This window comes from Massilia sp. UYP32 (genome assembly GCF_050434365.1).
GTDB lineage: Bacteria > Pseudomonadota > Gammaproteobacteria > Burkholderiales > Burkholderiaceae_D > Telluria > Telluria timonae.
The window spans coordinates 38,470-53,363 of the sequence record NZ_JBNDIK010000008.1; the positions used below are offsets into that span (position 1 = coordinate 38,470).

16 protein-coding genes and 1 pseudogene are annotated in these 14,894 nt (G+C 65.6%); 9 read left to right on the forward strand and 8 right to left on the reverse strand.

Features of this window, described 5'->3' with window-relative positions; translation table 11 throughout:
* Positions 1-26: 26 nt before the first annotated feature.
* The 3 genes from infA to ABIB42_RS07955 all read right to left on the reverse strand — a co-directional run bounded on the left by infA (position 27) and on the right by ABIB42_RS07955 (position 2,652).
* Entirely contained in the window at positions 27-293 is a 267-nt protein-coding gene (infA, locus tag ABIB42_RS07945) for a translation initiation factor IF-1 (protein ID WP_005664553.1), read from the reverse strand.
* A gap of 378 nt (positions 294-671) precedes the next feature.
* Positions 672-929, reverse strand: coding sequence for a hypothetical protein (locus tag ABIB42_RS07950; protein ID WP_005664552.1), 258 nt, complete (start codon positions 927-929; stop codon positions 672-674).
* Between the two features lie 73 nt (positions 930-1,002).
* Positions 1,003-2,652 (reverse strand): ATP-binding domain-containing protein, encoded by a 1,650-nt coding sequence (locus ABIB42_RS07955; protein ID WP_219861704.1) that lies wholly within the window; start codon positions 2,650-2,652, stop codon positions 1,003-1,005.
* 243 nt (positions 2,653-2,895) lie between these two features.
* On the opposite strand from ABIB42_RS07955, the gene ABIB42_RS07960 reads away from it, so the two are divergent.
* The 8 genes from ABIB42_RS07960 (at position 2,896) to ABIB42_RS07995 (ending at position 11,173) form a co-directional block, all read left to right on the forward strand.
* Positions 2,896-6,249 (forward strand): DUF6701 domain-containing protein, encoded by a 3,354-nt coding sequence (locus ABIB42_RS07960; protein ID WP_219861706.1) that lies wholly within the window; start codon positions 2,896-2,898, stop codon positions 6,247-6,249.
* Complete coding sequence (locus ABIB42_RS07965) at positions 6,246-6,731, forward strand: pilus assembly FimT family protein (RefSeq protein ID WP_219861708.1); 486 nt, start codon at positions 6,246-6,248, stop codon at positions 6,729-6,731. The genes ABIB42_RS07960 and ABIB42_RS07965 overlap by 4 nt, the downstream gene beginning before the upstream one ends.
* Positions 6,721-7,182, forward strand: a complete 462-nt coding sequence (locus ABIB42_RS07970; protein WP_184240233.1) for a type II secretion system protein — start codon at positions 6,721-6,723, stop codon at positions 7,180-7,182. Before ABIB42_RS07965 ends, ABIB42_RS07970 begins: the two co-directional genes overlap by 11 nt.
* Positions 7,183-7,187: 5 nt before the next feature.
* The gene (locus tag ABIB42_RS07975) at positions 7,188-8,045 is read left to right on the forward strand and encodes a prepilin-type N-terminal cleavage/methylation domain-containing protein (protein ID WP_051205024.1); all 858 of its coding nucleotides are present in this window, start codon (positions 7,188-7,190) and stop codon (positions 8,043-8,045) included.
* A complete protein-coding gene (locus tag ABIB42_RS07980) occupies positions 8,042-8,530 on the forward strand; it encodes an MSHA biogenesis protein MshP (RefSeq protein ID WP_219861710.1) in 489 nt (162 codons plus the stop codon). Before ABIB42_RS07975 ends, ABIB42_RS07980 begins: the two co-directional genes overlap by 4 nt.
* 98 nt (positions 8,531-8,628) lie before the next feature.
* A complete protein-coding gene (locus ABIB42_RS07985) occupies positions 8,629-9,363 on the forward strand; it encodes an SDR family oxidoreductase (RefSeq protein ID WP_005664545.1) in 735 nt (244 codons plus the stop codon).
* Between the two features lie 91 nt (positions 9,364-9,454).
* Complete coding sequence (locus ABIB42_RS07990) at positions 9,455-10,378, forward strand: AraC family transcriptional regulator (RefSeq protein ID WP_219861712.1); 924 nt, start codon at positions 9,455-9,457, stop codon at positions 10,376-10,378.
* A 159-nt stretch (positions 10,379-10,537) separates the two neighbouring features.
* Positions 10,538-11,173 (forward strand): HAD hydrolase-like protein, encoded by a 636-nt coding sequence (locus ABIB42_RS07995; protein ID WP_005664543.1) that lies wholly within the window; start codon positions 10,538-10,540, stop codon positions 11,171-11,173.
* Between the two features lie 14 nt (positions 11,174-11,187).
* On the opposite strand, the gene ABIB42_RS08000 is transcribed toward ABIB42_RS07995, so the two are convergent.
* Both ABIB42_RS08000 and ABIB42_RS08005 read right to left on the reverse strand, forming a co-directional pair.
* On the reverse strand, positions 11,188-11,379 hold the full coding sequence (locus tag ABIB42_RS08000) for a hypothetical protein (RefSeq protein ID WP_005664542.1): 192 nt from the start codon (positions 11,377-11,379) through the stop codon (positions 11,188-11,190).
* Positions 11,380-11,410: 31 nt separating this feature from the next.
* Positions 11,411-12,649 carry an RtcB family protein gene (locus ABIB42_RS08005; protein WP_429248218.1) on the reverse strand — a complete coding sequence of 413 codons (1,239 nt, stop codon included), beginning with the start codon at positions 12,647-12,649 and terminating at the stop codon, positions 11,411-11,413.
* 119 nt (positions 12,650-12,768) lie between these two features.
* Between ABIB42_RS08005 and ABIB42_RS08010 the strand changes: the two genes are divergently transcribed.
* On the forward strand, positions 12,769-13,188 hold the full coding sequence (locus tag ABIB42_RS08010) for a hypothetical protein (protein ID WP_229409731.1): 420 nt from the start codon (positions 12,769-12,771) through the stop codon (positions 13,186-13,188).
* On the opposite strand, the gene ABIB42_RS08015 is transcribed toward ABIB42_RS08010, so the two are convergent.
* The 3 genes and pseudogenes from ABIB42_RS08015 to folE all read right to left on the reverse strand — a co-directional run bounded on the left by ABIB42_RS08015 (position 13,189) and on the right by folE (position 14,888).
* On the reverse strand, positions 13,189-13,716 hold the full coding sequence (locus ABIB42_RS08015; protein ID WP_229520306.1) for a phosphatase PAP2 family protein: 528 nt from the start codon (positions 13,714-13,716) through the stop codon (positions 13,189-13,191). It abuts the gene before it with no gap.
* Positions 13,717-13,968: 252 nt separating this feature from the next.
* Positions 13,969-14,241: pseudogene (locus tag ABIB42_RS08020) on the reverse strand (transposase); the annotation flags it as partial.
* Positions 14,242-14,321: 80 nt separating this feature from the next.
* Positions 14,322-14,888 (reverse strand): GTP cyclohydrolase I FolE, encoded by a 567-nt coding sequence (folE, locus tag ABIB42_RS08025; RefSeq protein ID WP_005664537.1) that lies wholly within the window; start codon positions 14,886-14,888, stop codon positions 14,322-14,324.
* Positions 14,889-14,894 lie beyond the last annotated feature (6 nt).

Below are 14,894 nucleotides of genomic sequence, written 5' to 3' on the forward strand. Positions count from 1 at the left end.
GCGCACGCCCTGCCTGCGCCGATCGATCAGCGGCGGCGCTGCGGGGCGCGGCGCGGGCCGGCCGGTCCGCGCGACTCGAGATGGCGGAACACGATGCGACCCTTGGTCAGGTCGTAGGGCGAGAGCTCCAGCGTGACGCGGTCGCCCATCAGGATGCGGATGTGGTTCTTCTTCATACGGCCGGCCGTGTAGGCGATCATCTTGTGGCCGTTTTCCAGCTCGACGCGAAAACGCAGTTCGGGCAGCACTTCCGACACGAGGCCGTTCATTTCGATCAGTTCTTCTTTTGCCATGCGGGTTCTCCTGGAGGTGCGGCGCCGGCAGGCGCCGGGCGTCGTTGATGCGGGGGGATCGTGGGGCCCGGCATCGAGCGCCAGGAGAGGGATGAAAAAAAAGCCCGCATCCTGCGGGCTTCGTTTCAAAGCATTACCGATTTATCGCCGCTCCTGCCCATGCTATCTGCGTGGTGCCGGAGCTATGGGCGCCCGCGCTATCTGCGCGGTGCGTCCGCTGTACAGGCTGACTGACATACCGAAAACACGTCCTCCGGAAAGTCGCGCACTGCACAGGCGCGGTCACGGATCGGAGGACTTTCGACCAGGCGTGGCCTGATCGAGCAGCCGAGTATAACAGCTTTTTTGTGCGGCGCACAAAATAATGTTCGTACTGTCTCAATGCGGCATCGGCTCTTCGCCGTCGTCGCGGCCGGCCGTGAAGCGTTCGGCCGCGGTCGACGCATCGTCGTCGGCTCGCGAATGGACGGCCGCCTCGGGCGGATCGAGCATGTCGGCCAGCATGGCCTGCAGTTCCGGCGTGTCCCAGTCTTCGCCGGCGCGCTGCCGGCGGTGGATGTAATGCTGGATCTCGCTATGCTGTTCGGCGGTCAATGGCAGGCCGTGGAACGTGGTGCCCGGGGTCGCTTCGCGCATGCTGCCTCCTGTGCCCTGCCGATGTGGCCGGATGCACCGACTATACGCCGGCGCGGGCCCGGTGGCGCGCGCTTCACGCCGTGGCGCCCGGGCCGCTCATCCGGTCCAGCATCTGCAGCGAGGCGCGCTCGCTCATCACCAGCACCAGCTTCAGGCGCGCGCGCGTCATTCCCACGAAGAGTTTACGCAGCGCGCGTTCGTCCAGTTCCTCGAAATCGATCTCGGTGAAGATCAGCGCCGGGGCCGATTGCCCCTTGAAGCGGTACACCGACTCCGCCAACAAGCCTCCTTCGCGAAATACCGGGTTGCCGAACAAGTCATAGGCCCCGGTGAACGAGCGCAGCGTGTGCGAATCGCTCAACCGGTCGAGCTTCAGGATGGCCGATTTTTCGCGTCCGCGAAACGCGCAGATCGCGATGTCCTGGCGCCCGAAGCCCGCAGCCAGGCATGAGGTCACGGCGCGCCGCGTCTGCGCCAGCATCGCTTCCTCGTCCCCTTCCGGATACGTCAGCTCCTCGATGTCGGCGCCCTTGAACGGGCTGCCCGCCTCCACCGGCTGGCGCGCGGCGCCGAGCGCCGTCAGCATGTCGACGATCTGGCGCGGGCTGCGGTAGTTGGTGTGCGAATGCAGGGTGACCCAGCCCGGCAGCGGCACCATCGCGCGGCCGTACAGGTTCTGGTCCGGGTCTTCCATCCAGATCGCGCGCCCGTCAGGCTTGAGCATGCGCAGCACGATGTCGCGCCAGGCCACCGAGAAATCCTGGCCCTCGTCGACGATCACCACGTCGAACTGCCAAGTCTCGGGCAGTTCGGCTCCCGTCATCGACGTTTCGATCTTGTCCCAGACGTCCGCCGCGCCGTAGTCGGGCGTGACGTCCTGCGCGCGCAGCCAGGCGTCGGACAGCATGTGGAAGGTGGCCACCCGCCCGCCCGCCGGCACCAGGCGTTCGATGTGGTCGGCCAGCGGCCGGTTGAAGCAGACGTAGAGCGGACGCAGGCCGGCGTCGAGCGCAGCCGTGTATTCGGCCAGCGCCAGCTGGGTCTTGCCGCTGCCGGCGGTGCCGATCACGTGCAGGCGGAACGGAGAAAATTCCAGCCGCCGGGCCCATGTCGCCAGGCCGCCCGACAGCCGCGTCACCATCTTTACCGCGTTGCCGATCATGGCGCTGGGATCGGGCCGCAGGTTCAGCGTGTCGCCTAAAAAGCGCGTGACCTTGTCGAATTCGTCGGTGCGGTCGGTGATGGGCAGCGACTCGCGGATCACCCGCGCCAGCTTGGGCTTGTTGGTGGCGTCGATGATGTGGTCCGGGTCGATCCCGGCCAGCTGCTGGTCGCGCACGATGTAGTCGGGGCAGTACAGCAGATAGTCGACCGACAGCGTGCCGTGGTAGCGCTTGGTCAGCCCCTCGATGGTCGCCAGGATCTGGCTGCGGATCTTGCGCGGCTTGCCCTGGTAGCTTTTCACCAGGCCTTCCGGCGTCTCGTTCAGGAAGCCGGCGACCTGCTCGATCACCAGGATGCGGCCGTTCGGGGCGAGCACGATGAAGTCGACGTCGCCATAGACCGAGTACCCCTGCTCGACGTTGGTCCAGTGCACGCCGTGGTAGATGACGTACGGCGTGTCGGCCAGGCGCTGCTCGAGGTAGGCCAGGGTTTCGATCTCGCGCGCGGCGGCGCCGGTGACGGCCATCTCGCGCCAGCCGGCTGGTTGAATATGGGCCATGGTGTCCGCAAGCGTTAGTAAGGTGGAAACTATTGTAAGTCTGTTTCCATGATAGTCACACACCGTTGTCCGGGGAACGCATTCTTGGGCGGGAATGCGACCAGATCGTTGCCGAAGTGAAAAACTTATTGTCGCCTGGCGGCAATCCGGTGCACACTTTCGGGAATTACGCTTAGCGTCAGGGTCTTCGTGCATTTTCCTTTCGTTCTTACAGCAATTCCAGCGCTGCGCCTGTGGACGTGGATGCTGCTGTGCGTGCTGTGCCTGACGCAGGCGCCGGCGCAAGCTGGCGAGGTGCATGCCTTCAATGGAAGCAGGGTGAAAGGTTGCCAACTCGACGGCAAGGCATACACCTGCGGCAACCTGCCCTCGAGCGCATGGGACGACTCGATGGCGATCGCCAACGGCTACAGCGTCCATATCAGATCCAGTATCAGTCCGGGCTGGGACTATGGCGTGTCGATGTCCGGCAGCGCGCGCCTGAGCAGCGGGGGTTCCATCAACCTCAACGGGATCAACCCGGAAAAGATCAGAATCTCCGGGGGTTCGTTCGACGCGGCCGGCGAGTTCTCCCTGACCAGGCCGGTCCGCGTGACCGCCAACGTGACGGCCGGCTCCATGACGCTCGGGGGCGAAGCGGGCTTCCAGATCACCGGCAATATGGTCTCGAAAGGCGCGGTGTCGGTCGCCACCAGCGCCATCGTCAACGGCTCGGTCAGCGGCGGCCAGGTCACCGTCGGCTCGTCGGTGAAGATCAGCGGCGGCCTGGCCGGGACGGGAGCCGTGTCGATCGGCTCCAGCACTACCATCGGCGCGGGAGTCAGCGGTTCGTCCATCACGGCCGACTCCTCGGTGACCGTGACCGGCAACGTGGCGTCGGCCGGCGAGGTGTCGATCGGCTCCAGCGGCATCGTCAACGGCTCGGTCAGCGGCGCCCAGGTCACCACCAACTCATCGGTCAAGATCAGCGGCAGCGTGACCGCGACGGGGAAGGTGTCGATCGGCTCCAGCAGCACCGTCGGCGCGGATGTCACCGGCACCTCCATCACCACCGACGCTTCGGTCACGATCACCGGCACGGTCAAGGCCAGCGACGTCCTGACGGTCGGCTCCCATTCGACGATCCGCGGGCCGGTCAGCGGCACGAACTCGATCACGCTCAACTCCCCGTCGACCATCGTCGGCACGGTGAGCTCGAAAGGGCCGATCACGATCGGCTCGCACGCGAACATCGATGGCGCGATCAGCGGCACCGTCGTCACCACCGGCTCGCCGGTGACCCTGAAAGGCGATATCGTCGCCACCAGCCGCTTCACGCTGGCGTCGGGAAGCACGGTCAACGGCAATATCACCTCGCCTGAAATCGAGATGTATGCGGCCAGCAGCATCGTCACCGGCAAGGTCACGGCGTCGACATACCTCACCATGGGACACGCGGTGCGCATCAACGGCGACGTCGACACCGGCCAGCTCAAGCTGGAAGCCTCTGATGCGCTCATCAACGGCAATGCGGCGGTCGACTTCGCGACCCTGTACTGGCATGGCCGCGTCAGCGAAAAGATCTTCTGCAAGAAGGGCACGCGGCCGGGTTACTGCGATTGCGTCGACAACCAGAGCGACTATCCGGTCAATACCGCCAACGGGCCACGCTGCGAGGCACCCAAGCCGGCAGCCGGGGCGCTCGACCACTTCCTGATTTCGCACGATGGCAGCGGCTCGGTGTGCGCGCCGGAATCGGTGACGGTCGCCGCCTGCGCCAATGCCGATTGCAGCAGCAAGTTCACCGGCGGCGCGCAGGTCAAGCTATTCCCCGGCAACGTGAGCGCGGACACCGGCAGCACCGGCACGGTCAAGGCGACCGTCTCGCGCAACACGGTGGGCTCCGAAACGCTGCGCCTGACGTCCGGCGGCACCACGCCGGTACGCTGCATCCGCAGTGCTCCCGACGAGAACAGCGTGAATAGCTGCGACATGAGCTTTGCCGGCGCCGGCTTCGAGATCGAGGTCCAGCCTTTCAGGGCGGGCGAGAGCATCCAGGCGATCATCAAGGCCCGGGAGAAAAGCGACAACACCGACTCCTGCGTCGCCAAGTTCAAGGAACAGACGATCGACGTCGAATACAGCTGCGCCTATGTCCGGCCGGGCACCGGCGGCGAAACCCTGAACGTGACCGGCGGCAGCGGCATCGCCCTCGCCTGCGCTGCCGGCAAGGCGCAAACCCTGGCGACCTCGTTCGACAGGTATGGCGACGCCAAGGTAACGCTGGCCTACGAGGATGCCGGTGAGTTGGGCCTGAAAGCGAAGTCCGGCGAAGTGGAAGGCGAGGCCACCTTTGGCGTCGCACCATACAAGTTCGGTCTCACAGCGCCGGCAGGGCCGATCCACGCGGGCGATACGTTCGATGTGGCAGTGTCGGCGCTCAGCAAGAACAACAAGGTCACGGCGAACTTCGACAAGGCGAAGCTGCCGCCTAGCGCGACCATGACGAATATTTCCCTGAACTGCGTGCGTCCGGTCGGCGCCATAGCCGGTCAACTCACGAAGAAAGCATTCGAGTTCGGCGAAGGAAAGGCCACCGCGGCGGTGTCGTGGAACGAAGCCGGCAGCCTTCAGCTGACGGCAAAGACGGAGACGACATTCCTGAACACCGGCTTGGACACCGTGGGGAGCACGCAGGCCACCAACGGAACCGACCATTGCACCAGCGTCGGGCCGGTCATTCCAAAGTATTTCCTGGTCGAGCAGTTCAACGAGCCACGCAAGCCGCTCGACTTCTTCTATGCGGGCGAGCCGATTCCCGTCAAGGTCACGGCAATGAACGCCGCGGGCCAGGCGACCGAAAACTATTCGGACGGCATCGTCAGCCAGACTGTCACGCTCACTGCCTACGACAAGGAAGGCAAGACAGCGAACCCGAACAGCGGTGTCCTGGGATCCGCGACGATCGCGGCGAGCGCCTTTGCCAAGGGCGTGGCGCGCGCCAATCCCACCTATTCCTCGCCGGCCGACGCCAATGGCAAGCGACTGCCGCTCGCGCCCGGCGTGATGCGCCTGCGCGCGCAGAACGCCGACAATACGGTCGGCTCGGGCGGCGACGATAGTCATGAAAAAGCTCAGCCGGAAATTCGCAGCGGGCGTCTGCGCATCGCCACGCTGTTCGGCCGCGCTGGCTCCACGCTCGATCTACCGGTCACGGTGGAATACTGGAGCGGCGCCAGCTGGCTCCTCAACAACAGGGATGACTTCACCATCGTGCCTGCGGCAGCCATCGCCCAGACCTCGCATGCCCACGCCAACGGCAGCGGCGCCAAGCCCAAGACCCAGGTCTTTTCCGATCTGAAGCTCGATGGCGGCAAGGCCAAATTGCCAGTCCAGGGCGATGCGGCGGGCTGGATCAACATTGCCTTCAACCTCGGCATCGACACCACGCACGACCAGTCCTGCCTGAAGGCCGACCCGATCCGCACCAGTGCTGGCGCCAAGCTGCCCTGGCTGCAATCGCTCGGCGGCTGCGCCGATCCATCCGGCCGCGCCACCTTCGGCATCTTCGCGCCCGAGAGCAAACGCATCATCCACATGCGCGAGGTGTTCAATTGAAGCGCGCATGGCGGCGCCAGGACGGCTTCTCGATGGTCGAACTGATCACGGTGATGGTGCTGATCAGCGTGCTGGCCGCGATCGGCATTCCGCGGCTGATGGGCGGGAACAGCATCAATGCCGTCGTCTTCGGCGACCAGGTGGCCAGCGCCTTGCGCACCGCCCAGAAGAGCGCGGTGGCCAAGCGCCGCATCGCGTGCGTGACGACCTTCGAGCGGCGTCTCGAGCTGCGCATCAGCACGGCTGCCGGCATGGCCGGTTGCAACCTGCAGCTCGACGGCGCCGGAGACGGCACCTTCGACAGCAACGATGGCAAGGTCAGCATGAACAACCCGCAGCCCGCCCTGTTCTTCCGTCCGGACGGCACGGTCGCCGCCGCGGCGGATGGTGCGCCGCTGGCGGGCTTCGACATCACGGTCAGCGATTCCAGTGGCGTGCGGCGCACGATCCACGTCGACGGGAGGACCGGTCTTGTCAATTAAGCGCATGGCCGGGATGACCCTGGTCGAGCTGATCATCGCCATCGCGATCGTGGGTACGGCGCTGGCCGGCCTGGTCGCGGTCTACAACCGCGCCAACGTTGCCAGCGCCGACCCCTTGATCACCCAGCAGATGCTGGCCATTGCCGAAACCATGATGGAAGAGGTCATGCTCAAGCCCTACGTCACAGAGGGCGGCAGCGCCGCACAGCCTGAAAACCGCGCCGACTATACCGAGGTCACTCACTACAACGGATATGCGACCAGCGGCGGCATCGTCGACGTGGCCGGCGCTCCGATCGCAGGCCTCGACCGCTACGACGTCGCGGTCAGCGTCACACCGGCAACGCTGACGGACATCGCCGATGCAGACAATGTCCGGCGCATCCAGGTGGTGGTGACGGAACGCGGCGGCCAGCAATTGCAGCTCACCGGCTGGAGGACCAGGCCATGACAGCCATGAAGCGCCCCCTCGCGCGCGGCTTCACGCTGGTCGAGCTGATCGTCGTCATCGTCCTGATCGGCATCATCGGCGGCGTGCTCGTCCTGCAGCTGCTGCCGGCGATCCGCAGCTACCTGCTGGTCGGGCAACGCGCGGCGCTGACCAACCAGGCCGACACGGCCCTGCGCAAGATCGTCGGCGAAGTGCGCAGCGCGGTGCCCAATTCGCTGCGGCTCGGATCGTCAACGTGCATGGAACTGGTGCCGACCAAAGACGGCGGCCGCTACCGCATGGGTCCCCACATCGAAGGCAACACTGTGGCCGGCGACTTCCTCGACGATACCGAAACCAGGGACCGCTTCGACGTGCTGACCGACTACGTCAATGCGCCCGTGCCGGGCGATGCCATCGTGATCGGCAACCAGAACACGAGCGACGTTTATGACCAGGTGAACGTCGGCATCGTCAATGCATCGGGCGCTCCCACCAACGCCGCCACCGGGGTGTCCAGCATCACCCTCGACGCCCCCATCCGGGTCCCGCCGGGCTATGACGGCGGACGTTTCGTCATCGTGCCGAAGGACGAAAAAGTCGTCACCTACCTGTGCCTCGGCGCGGAGCTGGCCGGAGGCACCGGCGCGGGCAAGCTGTACCGCCTCGCCGACGCAAGCTTCCACTTCAACGAAACCTGCCCGGCAGCGGCGCCGGCCGGCGCCGCGCTGGTGGCGGACAAGGTATCGCATTGCGCCTTCATCTATTCTCCCAACCAGGGCGCGACCCAGGAAAGCGGCTTCATCCAGCTGCAGCTGACCCTGAGCGACAAGGGCGAGTCGGTCCCGCTCACCATCGGCGCCCACGTGGACAACGTGCCATGAGCCAAGCGCGCCCCCAATCCGGCTTCGCCTATATCGCGGCGATCGTGTTCCTGGTGGTGGTCGCCGGGATCGCGGTGGCCCTGCTGCAGCTGACCAATACCCAGCAGGCCACCGTCAACCAGTCCCTGCTCGGCGCCCGCGCCGGCCTGGCGGCGCGCGCCGGCATCGAATGGGTCTACCAGGGCCTCGGCAGCCGTTGCACGCAAACGGGCGCCGCCACGGACCTCGGCGATTTCGTCGACGACAGCGGTTTCCGGGTCACGGTCACCTGCTCCTACCGCGTCTTCCGCGAAGGCCAACACCCCGGCGCCAACGGCGAGCCGGAAGCGACCGTCAAGCACATCTACACGATCCAGTCGGTCGCCTGCAACCGCAATGGCCCCGGCGCTTGCCCGGACGACGGCAGCGTCCCACGGCCGGACTACGTGGAACGCAAACGGGTCGCCACCGTCTGCATGACTGCCAATAATAATCCCTGCTACTAAATATTATCCGCAACGAAACAATGATGGTGGTTTCGCAGGAATGATCTTTTTCCGATAGCAGCGCATCATGGAGTCCTCAACCAACCCGAGGAGCATCCATGACCCCATCCAAAGTTGCCATCGTCACCGGCGCCTCGCGCGGCATCGGCGCCGCCGTCGCCCGCCGCCTGGCCGAAGACGGCTACCGCGTCGCCATCAACTACGCCAGCAATACCCAGGAAGCCGAGAAAACCGTCGCCGCCCTGCGCGCCGCCGGCCATACGGCCATCGCGATCCAGGCCGACGTCGCCCAGCCCGACCAGGTGCGCGCCTTGTTCGACACCACCGAGCGCGAGCTGGGCAAGGTCGACGTCCTGGTCAACAATGCCGGCATCCTCAAGACGGTGCCGCTGGCCGATACCAGCGACGAACTGTTCGCGCGCACCTTCGCCATCAATGTGCAGGGCAGCTTCAACACCATGCGCGAAGCGGCCACGCGCCTGAACGACGACGGCAGCATCGTCAACTTTTCCACCAGCGTGGTCGGCCTCAAGCCGCCCGGCTACGCGATCTACGGCGCCACCAAGGCCGCCGTCGAGACGATGAGCCAGATCTTCGCCAAGGAGCTGCGCGGCCGCCGTATCCGCGTCAACGTGGTGGCGCCGGGCCCGGTGGCGACCGAGCTGTTCTTCGACGGCAAGACGCCCGAGCAGATCGCCCATTTCGCCGGGTTGCCGCCGCTGGAGCGCCTGGGCGAGCCGGAGGATATCGCCCGTGTCGTGTCCTTCCTGGCCGGCCCTGAGGCCGGCTGGGTCAACGGCCAGGTGTTGCGCGCCAACGGCGGCGTGGTGTAGCCGGAGGATTGGGCAATCCTTGCGGAGCATTTCACGCGCGTTATAGGGTGTAATAGGCGCATGAACCGCCACCGCCACGAGGAGAACGACGATGCAAGCGATCCGTGAACTCGCCGACCTGATTGCCCGCCATGCGCCCATCGAAGGCATGCACCAGAGCCCCGTTTCCGGCATGTGGCTGATCCGCAGCGACCGCACCACCGAACCGCTGCACGTGGTGCATGCGCCGGCGGTCTGCATCATCGCGCAAGGCGCCAAGCTGGTGTCGCTGGCCGGCAACGATTTCCATTACGACCCGGCCAAGTTCCTGGTGGTGTCGGTCGACCTGCCGGTGACCGGCTGCGTCACCCAGGCCAGCAAGGAAGAACCCTATCTGTGCCTGCGGGTCGACCTCGATCCCCAGGTGCTGGCCGCGCTCGACCTCGAACTGCCGGGGCGCCCCATGCCACGCGCACGCGGCGCGGCGTCGGCGCGCGGCCTGTTCCTGAGCGAGACCACGCCTGGCCTGGCCGACGTCGCGGCGCGCCTGGTGCGCCTGCTCGAGGCGCCGCAAGACATTCCGGTGCTGGCCCCGCTGCTGTTGAAGGAGCTGCACTATCGCCTGCTCACCGGCGAACACGCCGACGTGGTGCGCCACATCGCGCGCGGCGAAGGCCGCATGGCCCAGGTCACGCGCGCGATCTGCTGGATCAAGGACAACTTCAACCGCCCGCTGAGCGTCGAGCGCCTGGCCGGCGACGTGGGCATGAGTTCGTCGACCCTGCACGAACACTTCAAGTCGGTGACGTCGATGAGCCCCCTCCAATACCAGAAGCAGCTGCGCCTGCAGGAAGCGCGGCGCCTGATGCTCACCGGCGCCAAGGACGCGGCGCGCGCCGGCCATGCGGTCGGCTACGAGAGCAGCTCGCAGTTCTCGCGCGAGTACGCGCGCTTCTTCGGCCTGTCGCCGGGGCGCGACTCGACGCGGCTGCGCCAGTCACTCGATGGCGCCAGCCTGCTGCAGGCGATGCGCTAGGCGGCCACCGGCGCGCCGCGGACCCGCTCCAGGATGCGCTGCGCACTGAGCTCCTGGATCAGCAGCGCGCGGCGCCCGCGGGCGATTGGAAACCAGGCGTCACCCCATGGCCGCCGTCTCCTATAATCGCGCCATGACCACTCCTTCCCGGCTCCCCGCATGAGCTACCGCCTGGCGATCTTCGACTTCGACGGCACGCTGGCCGATTCCTGGCCCTTCTTTTTGAGCGTGTTCAACGATATCGCCGACCAGCACGGCTTCCGGCGGGTCGACGCCGAGCAGGCCGAGCGGCTGCGCCACTACGGGCCGCGCGACGTGATGCGCCACGTCGGCATGCCGGCCTGGAAGCTGCCGTTCGCCTCGCGCTCCTTCATCGACCGCATGCGCGCCGTCACCGGCGCCGGCCGCATCCCGCTGTTCGACGGCATCGGCCCGATCCTGCGCGAGCTCGACCGCGCCGGCGTGCGGCTGGCGGTGGTGTCCTCGAATGCCGAGGAGAACGTGCGCGCCGTGCTCGGGCCCGAGCTGGCGGCCCTGATGCGGCAGTACGAATGCGGCATGTCGATCTTCGGCAAGGCCGCGCGCATCCGCAAGGTGGTGCGGCTGGCGAGCACGCCACCGTCGCAGGCGCTGTACGTGGGCGACCAGACCACGGACGCCGACGCCGCGCGCCGCGCCGGCATCGGCTTCGGCGCGGTCAGCTGGGGCTATGCGCCGATCGAGACGCTGCGCCGGGTGGCGCCGGAGCGCGAGTTCGGCGCGCCGGCCGACCTGCTGTCGCTGGCGCGGCGCTAGTATCCCCGGCAGATTCAGCTGCCGAAGTCGGCGTTGCGCTCGAGCGCCTTGCGTACCGCCGTGACCAGGCCGGCATAGCTGCCGGCGCGGCACAGGTTGTCGGGCGGCGTCGATGGCGCCGGATTGCGCTGCGGATCGTGCACCTCGGAGGGTGGCGCAACCGGCGCGTTGCCGCGACGGGCAGTCAGGCTCTGGTCTTCAGTCATGGACAGGCTCGCTTGGTGGAAGATGGGGCGCTCATCCCTTCACGCACACCACCTGCTTGAGGGTGTGGACCACGTCGACCAGCTCGCGCTGGGCGTGCATGACGGCGTCGATGTCCTTGTAGGCCATCGGAATTTCATCGATCACGCCTTCGTCCTTGCGGCATTCGACCCCGCGCGTGGCGCGCTCCTGGTCGGCCACCGTGAAGCGGCGCTTGGCTTCGGTGCGGCTCATCACGCGACCCGCGCCATGGCTGCAGCTATTGAAGCTTTCTGGATTACCCTTGCCGCGCACGATGAAACTGCGCGCGCCCATCGAACCGGGGATGATGCCCAGCTCGCCTTCGCGCGCCGACACCGCGCCCTTGCGCGTGATCAGGACGTCCTTGCCGAAGTGGCGCTCGCGCTGCACATAGTTATGGTGGCAATTGACTGCTTCCACATGCGTCTCGAAAGGCTTCCTGATCACGCTGCGTACGGCGTGGATCAGGTTCTGCATCATGACTTCGCGGTTGATGCGCGCGAACTTCTGGGCCCAGCCGACCGCCTCGACGTAGTCATCGTAGTGCTGGGTGCCTTCTTCGAGGTAGGCCAGGTCCTGGTCCGGCAGGTTGACCATGTGGCGCCGCATGTCCTGCCGCGCCAGCTCGATGAAATGGGTGCCGATCGCATTGCCCACGCCGCGCGAGCCGGAATGCAGCATCAGCCAGACGAAGTTTTCCTCGTCCAGGCAAACCTCGACGAAATGGTTGACGCTGCCCAGGGTGCCCAGGTGCTTGTAGTGGTTCGCATGCCGCAGCTTCGGATACTTGCGGCAGATCTCGTCGAACTCGTTCCTGAGCCTGGCCCAGCCGGCATCGACGGTCGGCGGCGGATTGTTCCAGGAACCGACGTCGCGGCCCCTGGCGTGCCGTGTCTTGGGCGACATGCCATGCGGCACCGCCTGCTCGATAGCGCTGCGCAGCCTGCCCAGGTTGTCGGGCAAGTCGTCGGCGCGCAGGGTGGTCTTGGCGGCCATCATGCCGCAGCCGATGTCGACGCCGACCGCGGCCGGGATCACCGCCCCCAGGGTCGGGATCACGCTGCCGATCGTCGATCCCTTGCCAACATGGACGTCGGGCATGACGGCGACGTGGTGGAAGACGAACGGCAGTTGCGCCAGTTTCGACAACTGTTCCTTCGCCTCCGGCTCGACCGGCACGCCCCTGGTCCACATCTTCACGGGACGACTGGCTGTCGGGCCGCCGAGCACTTCGTAGTCGTTCTTTTCCATGCGGCGCATGATGGCGCAAAACGACAATCCATGCTGTCCGCCTGAATTGGCGCCGTCCTTATCGCTATTGCTATACTCGGCACACCACACTGTTGCATGAATGAACAATGACACTGCCGATGCGCCTTCCCCTCATCCTCCTGGCTCCGCTGCTGTTGACCGGCTGCTTCATCGAGACGGCCACCTATTCCATCGATCCGAACACCGATCACGCGATCACGGTCAGGGTCGAGAAAGAAACCTTTTGGGCCAAGGAAGGAACGCTGCGCGTGATCATGTCGCGCCTGCCGGAATGCCAGCGCCAGCTCGAGCTGGGGTCGGTATGGCTGTCGGGTTTGCAGGTCGAGTTGTTCGGCAACGGCAACAACGTGTATACCCTGCGCGCCGATGACCAGGCCTGGCAGATCGACACCACGGGCTGCACCGAGCTGGCAGCGCCGGATGCCGACGCCGTCACCGGCCTGCCGCTGGGAATCTTCGAACTCGGCGATGACGACAAGCTGACCTTCGAAAAGCCGGAAGCGTCGACTGAAGAATAATCAGGGCCGCAGCCACCCGCGTCCGATCGGCAGCGCCAGCAGCCGGTGATAGACCAGTTCGAGCGCCGGCAGCGCCCGTGCGCAGGCGGCCTGCGCCAGCGGCGTATAGGCCAGCAGCGCAAAGCCGCCCGACACCAGCAAGGCCCCGATCATGTCTTTCGGCCAATGCACGCCGAGATAGACGCGCGACCAGGCCACGAGCAGCGAGATCGGCAGCATCACCAGTCCCAGGCTGCGCGCCAGCGGCACGCGGCTGAAGGCCAGCACCAGCGCCACCGAGAAGATGCTGGTCGCGTGGTCGCTGGGGAAAGAGCTGTCGGGGGCATGCAGCAGGAAGGTATGGCCGATCTCGGCCACGAAGGGACGCGGGCTGTACCACAGGTGGCCGATCATGGCGTTCAGGGTCAGCGCACAGGCCGCCGCCAGGAAGGCGCGCAGCGCCACCTCGCGCCGCGGACCCGTCCCACTGGCCCACAACAAGACCAGGGAAAAAGGCACCAGGAAAATCAGCCATTCGGCTGCAAACATAGCCCCCAACAATTGCCAGCCAGTCAGGCCAGCATGGGCATTCAGGGCGGAAAACAGGATCAGATTGACGTGCTCGAACATGGCGCGGGGCTATTGATGAAAAATTGATAACTTTTTCCATAGCTTAGCCCATCCATTCCTGCGCACCTTTGGCAAAGTGCAACAGAATGTGACAAAAAAGTGACAGCTCGTGCCGGGCGCCTAGCGTTTGTGCATCAAGGAGCGCAGCTGGGCGAGTTCGGCCTGCCTCTCCGCTTTCTCCAGCACGCTTTCGAGCAGCGACTGACCGTTCTCGCGCTGCATGGTCCACTGGGTGAAATACTCGTGCACGGTGCGCCAGGGCGGATAGCCGGCCGGCATCGCACGCCAGGTGGTGCCGGTGTGCAGGAAGTACAGCACGGCGCAGAACACATCGTACAAATCATGCTTGCGCGGACGCGTCTTGCGCCGGGCCGCCTCGAGCATGGCCCGTATCGCCTCGAACTGCTCGCGAGGAATATCGCTGGGATAGGCTGGACGATCCATATTGACCTCCAAAACAACTTGGAGGTCCTGATCTGGAACAGGTTCCCGTTGTATTTACAACGTAACCTATTCGCGGGATCTCAGTCGCGCGCCAGCGCGAGGAACTCGGTGCGCAGCGCCAGGTTCGGTTGCAGCTCGCCCAGCAGCGTCGAGGTGATGGTTTCTTCGCCGATGGCGCGGATGCCGCGGCTTTCCATGCACATATGGCGGCACTTGACGACGACGCCGACGGCCTTCGGTTCCAGCACTTCCATCAGCGCATTGGCGATCTGCATCGTCATGCGTTCCTGCACCTGCAGCCGCTTGGAGAAGATGTCGACCAGTCGGGTCAGCTTCGACAGGCCCACGATCTTTCCGTTCGGCAGGTAGCCGACGGTGGCCTTGCCGAAGAACGGCGCCAGGTGGTGTTCGCAGTGGCTGTAGACCGGAATGCCGCGCACCACGATCAGTTCATTGTATTCCTCGGCGCCATCCTCGAACGCCTTGAGCACTTCCACCGGATCCTGGTTGTAGCCCGAGGTCCAGTGTTTCCAGGCTTTCGCGACGCGTGCCGGCGTTTCGACCAGGCCCGGACGCTCCGGATTTTCGCCCAGGCTGGTCAGGAGACGACGCCAGTCGTGTTCTGTGAAAGCTTCTTTGTCAGACATGGTGCA